Source organism: Streptomyces sp. SID5464 (assembly GCF_009862985.1).
Classification (GTDB): domain Bacteria; phylum Actinomycetota; class Actinomycetes; order Streptomycetales; family Streptomycetaceae; genus Streptomyces; species Streptomyces chartreusis_D.
The window spans coordinates 22,969-30,567 of record NZ_WWIQ01000002.1; the positions used below are offsets into that span (position 1 = coordinate 22,969).

General features: G+C 70.0%; 3 protein-coding genes. All 3 read left to right on the top strand.

What is annotated here, in order from left to right:
* The first annotated feature begins 472 nt into the window (after positions 1-472).
* The 3 genes from GTY47_RS01510 to GTY47_RS01520 all read left to right on the top strand — a co-directional run bounded on the left by GTY47_RS01510 (position 473) and on the right by GTY47_RS01520 (position 7,513).
* Entirely contained in the window at positions 473-5,431 is a 4,959-nt protein-coding gene (locus tag GTY47_RS01510) for an NAD-glutamate dehydrogenase (protein ID WP_010039818.1), read from the top strand.
* 155 nt (positions 5,432-5,586) lie between these two features.
* Positions 5,587-6,045 carry a GtrA family protein gene (locus GTY47_RS01515; RefSeq protein WP_029181159.1) on the top strand — a complete coding sequence of 153 codons (459 nt, stop codon included), beginning with the start codon at positions 5,587-5,589 and terminating at the stop codon, positions 6,043-6,045.
* Complete coding sequence (locus GTY47_RS01520; protein WP_010039822.1) at positions 6,029-7,513, top strand: hypothetical protein; 1,485 nt, start codon at positions 6,029-6,031, stop codon at positions 7,511-7,513. Before GTY47_RS01515 ends, GTY47_RS01520 begins: the two co-directional genes overlap by 17 nt.
* Positions 7,514-7,599 lie beyond the last annotated feature (86 nt).

Genomic DNA, 7,599 nt, shown 5'->3' on the forward strand with positions numbered 1-7,599 from the left:
TGCCGCCCTTAGCGGCACGATTGCCCGCAGCCAGGTGTAGCGGCACTGTGCAGAACGTCAAACTTCCAGGCCGGGTTTTGTACACATACGGCTCATGACGGGCCCCCTGTAATGAGCGATAGCCTTGGTGGCGTGATCAGCGCGATAGTTCGCGGGGACGTCGTCGTCCCTGCCCTGCGCCCGGAGAGCACGGACTACATCCGTGACCGGGCGGCGGTCGCTGGTCTTCGCGGGCGGGACGGGGCTTCGAGGACTCCCGGGACGCCGAGCACCACCCGGACCGAGGCGTCGCAGAGAGCAGCCTCACACCCGTGGAGCAGCTCAAGATTGGCTCAGACACCCCCGCTCATCTCACCTTGCGGCATAGCGTCGGAACAGACCGGATACCCCGTGTCACGGCGTGACGTCGTAAGCGCAGAGGCCGTACTTCCTTCTACGTCACGCAACGGCGCGCGACAGGAGCCAGAGGACAATGCAGACCAAGCTGGACGAAGCCAAGGCCGAGTTGCTCGAGAGGGCCGCCCGGGTAGCTGAGAACAGCCCGGTCGGGGGGCACCTACCGACCGGGTCGACGGGCGAGGAGACCCCAGACGCCCAGGAAGCCCCGGATCGCGAGTCCCTGCTCTCGTTCCTCCAGCGTTACTACCTGCACACGGCCCCGGAGGACCTCACCGACCGCGACCCGGTCGATGTCTTCGGAGCCGCCGTCTCGCACTACCGGCTGGCCGAGAACCGCCCCCAGGGCACGGCCAACGTGCGGGTGCACACCCCCACGGTCGAAGAGAACGGGTGGACGTGCAGCCACTCCGTCGTCGAGGTCGTCACCGACGACATGCCCTTCCTCGTCGACTCCGTCACCAATGAGCTGACGCGGCAGGGGCGCGGGATCCACGTCGTCATCCACCCGCAGTTCGTCGTGCGGCGCGATGTCACCGGCAAGCTCATCGAAGTGCTGCCCACGACCTCGACCGGCTTCGGCGACCTTCCGCACGACGCGCACATCGAGTCCTGGATCCATGTCGAGATCGACCGCGAGACCGACCGGGCCGACCTGAAGCAGATCACCGCCGATTTGCTGCGGGTGCTGTCCGACGCCCGTGAGGCCGTCGAGGACTGGGGCAAGATGCGGGAAGCGGCGACCCGGCTGGCGGAGGGGCTGCCGGACGAGCCCACCCCCGCCGACCTGCCCGGACCCCAGGTCGAGGAGGCCCGCGAGCTGCTGCGCTGGCTGGCCGACGACCACTTCACCTTCCTCGGCTACCGCGAGTACCAGCTGCGCGGGGACGACTCACTGGCCGCCGTGCCCGGCACCGGCCTCGGCATCCTGCGTGCCGACCCGCACCACTCCGACCAGGAGAGCCACCCGGTCAGCCCGTCCTTCGAGCGGCTGCCCGCCGACGCCCGGGCCAAGGCCCGCGAGCACAAGCTGCTCGTCCTGACCAAGGCGAACAGCCGGGCGACCGTGCACCGGCCGTCGTACCTGGACTACATCGGGGTCAAGAAGTTCGACGCCGAGGGCAATGTCGTCGGCGAGCGGCGGTTCCTCGGACTGTTCTCCTCCGCCGCCTACACCGAGTCCGTGCGCCGCGTCCCGGTCATCCGGCGCAAGGTCGAGGAGGTCCTCGAACAGGCCGGGTTCTCGCCCAACAGCCACGACGGACGCGACCTGCTCCAGATCCTGGAGACGTACCCGCGCGACGAGCTGTTCCAGACCCCGGTCGACGAGCTGCGGTCCATCGTCACCTCCGTCCTCTACCTCCAGGAGCGCAGGCGGCTGAGGCTCTACCTGCGCCAGGACGAGTACGGGCGCTACTACTCCGCCCTCGTCTACCTCCCGCGCGACCGCTACACCACGGCCGTCCGCCTGCGGATCATCGAGATCCTCAAGGAGGAACTGGGCGGCATCAGCGTCGACTTCACGGCCTGGAACACCGAGTCGATCCTGTCCCGGCTGCACTTCGTGGTCCGGGTCCCGCAGGGCACCGAGCTGCCCGAGCTGTCCGACGCCGACAAGGAGCGCATCGAGGCCCGGCTGGTGGAGGCCGCCCGCTCCTGGGAGGACGCCTTCTCCGAGGCGCTCAACGCCGAGCTCGGCGAGGAACACGCGGCGGAACTGATGCGCCGGTACGCGCACGCCTTCCCCGAGGGCTACAAGGCCGACCACAACCCGCGCGCCGCGGTCGCCGACCTCGTCCACCTCGAACAGCTGAACGCCGAGGAGGGCAAGGACTTCGCGCTCAGCCTCTACGAGCCGGTGGGCGCCGCCCCCGAGGAGCGCCGCTTCAAGATCTACCGCACGGGCGACGCCATCTCCCTGTCGGCGGTGCTGCCGGTCCTCAACCGGCTCGGCGTCGAGGTCGTCGACGAGCGGCCGTACGAGCTGCGCTGCTCGGACCGGAGCGTGGCCTGGATCTACGACTTCGGCCTGCGCATGCCCCGCTCCCGCAACGGCGGGGACTACCTCGGCGACGACGCCCGCGAGCGGTTCCAGGACGCCTTCGCCGCCACGTGGACCGGCAAGGCGGAGAACGACGGCTTCAACGCCCTGGTGCTGAGCGCCGGACTGACCTGGCGCCAGGCGATGGTGCTGCGGGCGTACGCGAAGTACCTGCGGCAGGCGGCGTCGACGTTCAGCCAGGACTACATGGAGGACACCCTCCGCAACAACGTCCACACCACCCGCCTGCTCGTCTCCCTGTTCGAGGCGCGGATGTCGCCCGACCGGCAGCGCGCGGGGCACGAGATCGTGGACGCGCTGCTGGAGGAGGTCGACGCGGCCCTCGACCAGGTGGCCTCGCTCGACGAGGACCGGATCCTGCGGTCCTTCCTCACGGTCATCAAGGCGACGCTGCGGACCAACTTCTTCCAGGAGGCGGCGGGCGGCAAGCCGCACGACTACGTCTCCATGAAGTTCGACCCGCAGGCCATCCCCGACCTGCCGGCGCCACGCCCGGCGTTCGAGATCTGGGTGTACTCGCCGCGCGTCGAGGGCGTGCACCTGCGCTTCGGCAAGGTCGCGCGCGGCGGCCTGCGCTGGTCCGACCGCCGTGAGGACTTCCGTACGGAGATCCTCGGCCTGGTCAAGGCGCAGATGGTGAAGAACACCGTCATCGTGCCGGTCGGCGCCAAGGGCGGCTTCGTCGCCAAGCAGCTGCCCGACCCGAGCCTCGACCGCGACGCGTGGATGGCCGAGGGCATCGCCAGCTACAAGACGTTCATCTCGGCGCTGCTCGACATCACCGACAACATGGTGGCCGGTGAGGTCGTGCCCCCGGCGGACGTCGTCCGGCACGACGAGGACGACACCTACCTCGTCGTCGCCGCCGACAAGGGCACCGCGACCTTCTCCGATATCGCCAACGAGGTCGCCGAGCAGTACAACTTCTGGCTCGGCGACGCCTTCGCCTCCGGTGGCTCGGCCGGCTACGACCACAAGGGCATGGGCATCACCGCCCGCGGCGCCTGGGAGTCCGTCAAGCGGCACTTCCGGGAGCTGGGCGTGGACACCCAGACCGAGGACTTCACGGTCGTCGGCATCGGCGACATGTCCGGTGACGTGTTCGGCAACGGCATGCTGCTCTCCGAGCACATCCGGCTGGTGGCCGCCTTCGACCACCGGCACATCTTCATCGACCCGAACCCGGACGCCGCCACCTCCTACGCCGAGCGCCGCCGCCTGTTCGAGCTGCCGCGTTCCAGCTGGGAGGACTACGACAAGGAGCTGCTGTCGGCCGGCGGCGGCATCTTCCCGCGCACGGCCAAGGCGATCCCGGTCAACGCGCACATCCGCGAGGCCCTCGGCATCGAGTCCAAGGTCACCAAGCTGACCCCGGCCGACCTGATGAAGGCGATCCTCCAGGCGCCGGTGGACCTGCTCTGGAACGGCGGCATCGGCACGTACGTCAAGTCCTCCGTCGAGTCCAACGCGGACGTCGGCGACAAGGCCAACGACGCCATCCGCGTCGACGGCAAGGACCTGCGCGTCAAGGTCGTCGGCGAGGGCGGCAACCTGGGTCTGACCCAGCTCGGCCGGATCGAGTTCGCGCGGCACGGCGGCCGGATCAACACCGACGCCATCGACAACAGCGCGGGCGTGGACACCTCCGACCACGAGGTGAACATCAAGATCCTGCTCAACGGCCTGGTCGCGGACGGCGACATGACCGTCAAGCAGCGCAACAAGCTGCTCGCCGAGATGACCGACGAGGTCGGCCACCTGGTGCTGCGCAACAACTACGCGCAGAACACGGCGATCGCCAACGCTCTCGCCCAGTCCAAGGACATGCTCCACGCCCAGCAGCGCTTCATGAAGCACCTGGTCAGGGAGGGCCACCTCGACCGGGCGCTGGAGTTCCTGCCCACCGACCGGCAGATCCGCGAGCGGCTCGCCCAGGGGCAGGGCCTGACCAGCCCGGAGACGGCCGTCCTGCTGGCGTACACGAAGATCACGGTCGCCGAGGAGCTGCTGCACACCTCACTGCCCGACGACCCGTACCTGCGGGGCCTGCTGCACTGCTACTTCCCGACCGCGCTGCGCGAGCAGTTCGCCGAGCGCATCGACGGCCACCCGCTGCGCCGTGAGATCACCACGACCGTCCTGGTCAACGACACGGTCAACACCGGCGGTACGACGTACCTGCACCGCCTGCGGGAGGAGACCGGCGCGTCCCTGGAGGAGATCGTCCGGGCCCAGACCGCGGCCCGCGCGATCTTCCGCTCCGCCGAGGTGTGGGACGGGGTGGAGGCGCTCGACAACAAGGTCGAGGCCGACGTCCAGACCCGCATCCGGCTGCACTCGCGGCGCCTCGTGGAGCGCGGCACGCGCTGGCTGCTCAACAACCGGCCGCAGCCGCTCCAGCTCGCCGAGACCGTCGACTTCTTCGCCGACCGGGTCGAGCAGGTCTGGGGGCAGCTGCCGAAGCTGCTGCGCGGCGCGGATCTGGAGTGGTACCAGAAGATCTACGACGAGCTGACGGACGCCGGCGTTCCGGACGAACTCGCCACCCGCGTGGCCGGGTTCTCCTCCGCCTTCCCGACGCTCGACATCGTCTCGGTCGGCGACCGCATGGGCCGGGAGCCGCTGGACGTCGCCGAGGTCTACTACGACCTCGCCGACCGGCTGCGGATCACCCAGCTCATGGACCGCATCATCGAGCTGCCCCGCGCCGACCGCTGGCAGTCCATGGCCCGCGCGGCGATCCGCGAGGACCTGTACGCGGCGCACGCGGCGCTGACCGCCGACGTCCTGGCGGTGGGCAACGGCACCTCGACGCCCGAGCAGCGCTACAAGGCGTGGGAGCAGAAGAACGCGGCGATCCTCGGCCGGGCCCGCACCACACTGGAGGAGATCCAGAGCTCCGAGGCGTTCGACCTCGCGAACCTGTCGGTGGCGATGCGGACGATGAGGACGCTGCTGCGGACGCATTCGTAGCGGAATTCGTAGGACTGCTCGCAGGAGCAGGAGCAGGAGCAGGAGCACGGTTTGCTGGGCGCCCCGGGCCGATTCCGGCCCGGGGCGCTTTCTTCTTGGCGTGTCTTAGGGCGGTTCGAGTGGAGGACTTACCGTTTCCGGCTAAGGCTTGGGGCGTGACAGTGAACCTCTCCGGGGAGCGAGCGGCCGCTCCCACCCCGTCGGTGAAGCGCGTCGTGGTCGAAGTGGTGAACTTCGCGCTGGTCGGCGGGAGCGGCGTCGCGGTGAACTTCCTGGTGTTCAACGTGCTCCTGCACGGGCTGCACCGGGCCGCCATGCCGGCGACCGTCCTGGCCAGCCTGATCGCCATGGGCACCAATTACCTCGGATTCCGGTATTTCACCTACCGCGACAGGGCGTCCCGGACCCGGCGCCAGATCGCGCTGTTCTTCGTCTTCAGCGGAATCGGCGTGGCCATGGAGAGCGGGCTGTTCTACGCCGGATATCACGGGCTCGGCCTGACCGGTCCCTTCGAGTCCAACGCGGTCAAGGCGGCTTCCATCGTGCTGGCCTCCGCCTTCCGCTTCCTCGTCTACCGCACCTGGGTGTTCCAGTCCGATGCGCACCGCGCCTAGACCGGCGGCCCTCGCCGCGCAGGCGGCCGCCGCGGTGGTCGTGCTGCTTCTGGTCCTCGTGATCGTCCGGCTGCCGTGGGCCGGGGACCTCGGCATGCACGCCGCGACCATCCAGCGGCTGCGGCACGACCTCGTCGACCCGGGCAATCCGCTCGTCGACGCGGACACGCCGAGCCCCTACTACTCGCCCTGGATGCTGGTGCTCGGCTGTGTCGCCCGGGTGAGCGGTCTGTCGGTCTTCGTGGTGCTGCGGCTGGGGGCGCTGGCCGGGCTCGCGCTGCTGCTGTCGGGGGTGTGGCGGTACGTGCGGACGCTGAGCGGCCATCGTGCCGCGCCCGCACTGGCCGTACTGAGCCTGCTGTTCCTGTGGGGGACGGCCCTGTTCAACTGGAGCGGCTTCTACGGGCTCAACTCGCTCGCGCTGACGGTGTCGTATCCGAGTGTGTTCGCGCTGGGGCTCGCCTTCCACCTCTGGGCGTGGCTCGGGCGGGCGGTGCGCGGTGACGGTGACGCGGGGTGGGGCGTGTGGCTCGGGCTGGGGGCGCTGTGGGCGGTGATCCTGCTGTGCCATCAGTTCTCTGGGGTGGTGGCCACGCTGGGGGCGATCGCGACGGTGGTCGCCGCGCGGCCGGGCCGGGTGGTGTGGCTCCGGCTCGGCGGTGGACTGGGGCTGGGGCTGGTCGTGCTGTTGCTGTGGCCGTACTACGACTTCTTCGCGCTGTTCGGGGCCGGGGGTGATCTGGAGTCGGTGCACCGGCCGCTGTACGAGGACCTGGTCGGGCGGTACTGGCTGGTGCTGCTCGGGGTGGTGGCGCTGGGGATGCGGTGGTGGCGGGACCGGTGGGATCCGCTGGTGCTGTTCTTCGTGCTGGGGGTCGTTGTCGTGGCGGCGGGTGGGGTGAGCGGGCACTGGTCGTGGGGGCGGGCGTTGCCGGCGGCGTTGATTCCGGCGCAGGTGGCGGTGGCGGTTGAGGTGGGGGAAGCCGGGCGGCGGGGGGCCCGGGTGGGGTGGGCGTGCGTGCTGGGGGTGGCGTTGGCGGTGGGGGCTTGGACACAGGTGGGGACGGTCGGGTACGTGGTGAAGCGGGGGGATCTGCCGGAGGTCGTCGCGGAGAAGTACCGGCGGCCGTGGACGGGGTACTACTGGATGACGCCGTGGGTGAAGTACGGGGATGTGGTGATGGCTCGGGAGGGGCGGCCGGCTCGGCAGATCCCCGCGTACGGGGCGTACACCGTGGCGCCTGGGTATCCCGACTTTTTCCTGGCGGGGGAGGGGCGGCGGGAAGCGGCTGTGCGGCGGTATTTCGCGGAGGGGACGTCGGGGAGGGAGCGGGGGGAGATTCTGCGGGAGTACGGGGTGCGGTGGGTTGTGGATACGGGGGGCGACGGCGGGCGTGATGCGGGGGCGCGGCTGCGGGAGGTGACTCGGGGACCGGAGGGGCAGGTGCTGTACGCCGTGGTGCGGTGACTGGTGCTCGGGGTTGGTGCTCTGCGTTGGTGCTGGGGCCGGGTGGGTCCGCAGCCCGGCGGAGCGGGGTGCCGCTGCGCCCACCC

Excerpts from the sequence above, each read along its gene's own strand:
- GTY47_RS01510 (WP_010039818.1), top strand. The coding sequence starts at position 473 with ATGCAGACCAAGCTGGACGAAGCCAAGGCCGAGTTGCTCGAGAGGGCC.
- GTY47_RS01520 (WP_010039822.1), top strand. The coding sequence starts at position 6,029 with ATGCGCACCGCGCCTAGACCGGCGGCCCTCGCCGCGCAGGCGGCCGCC.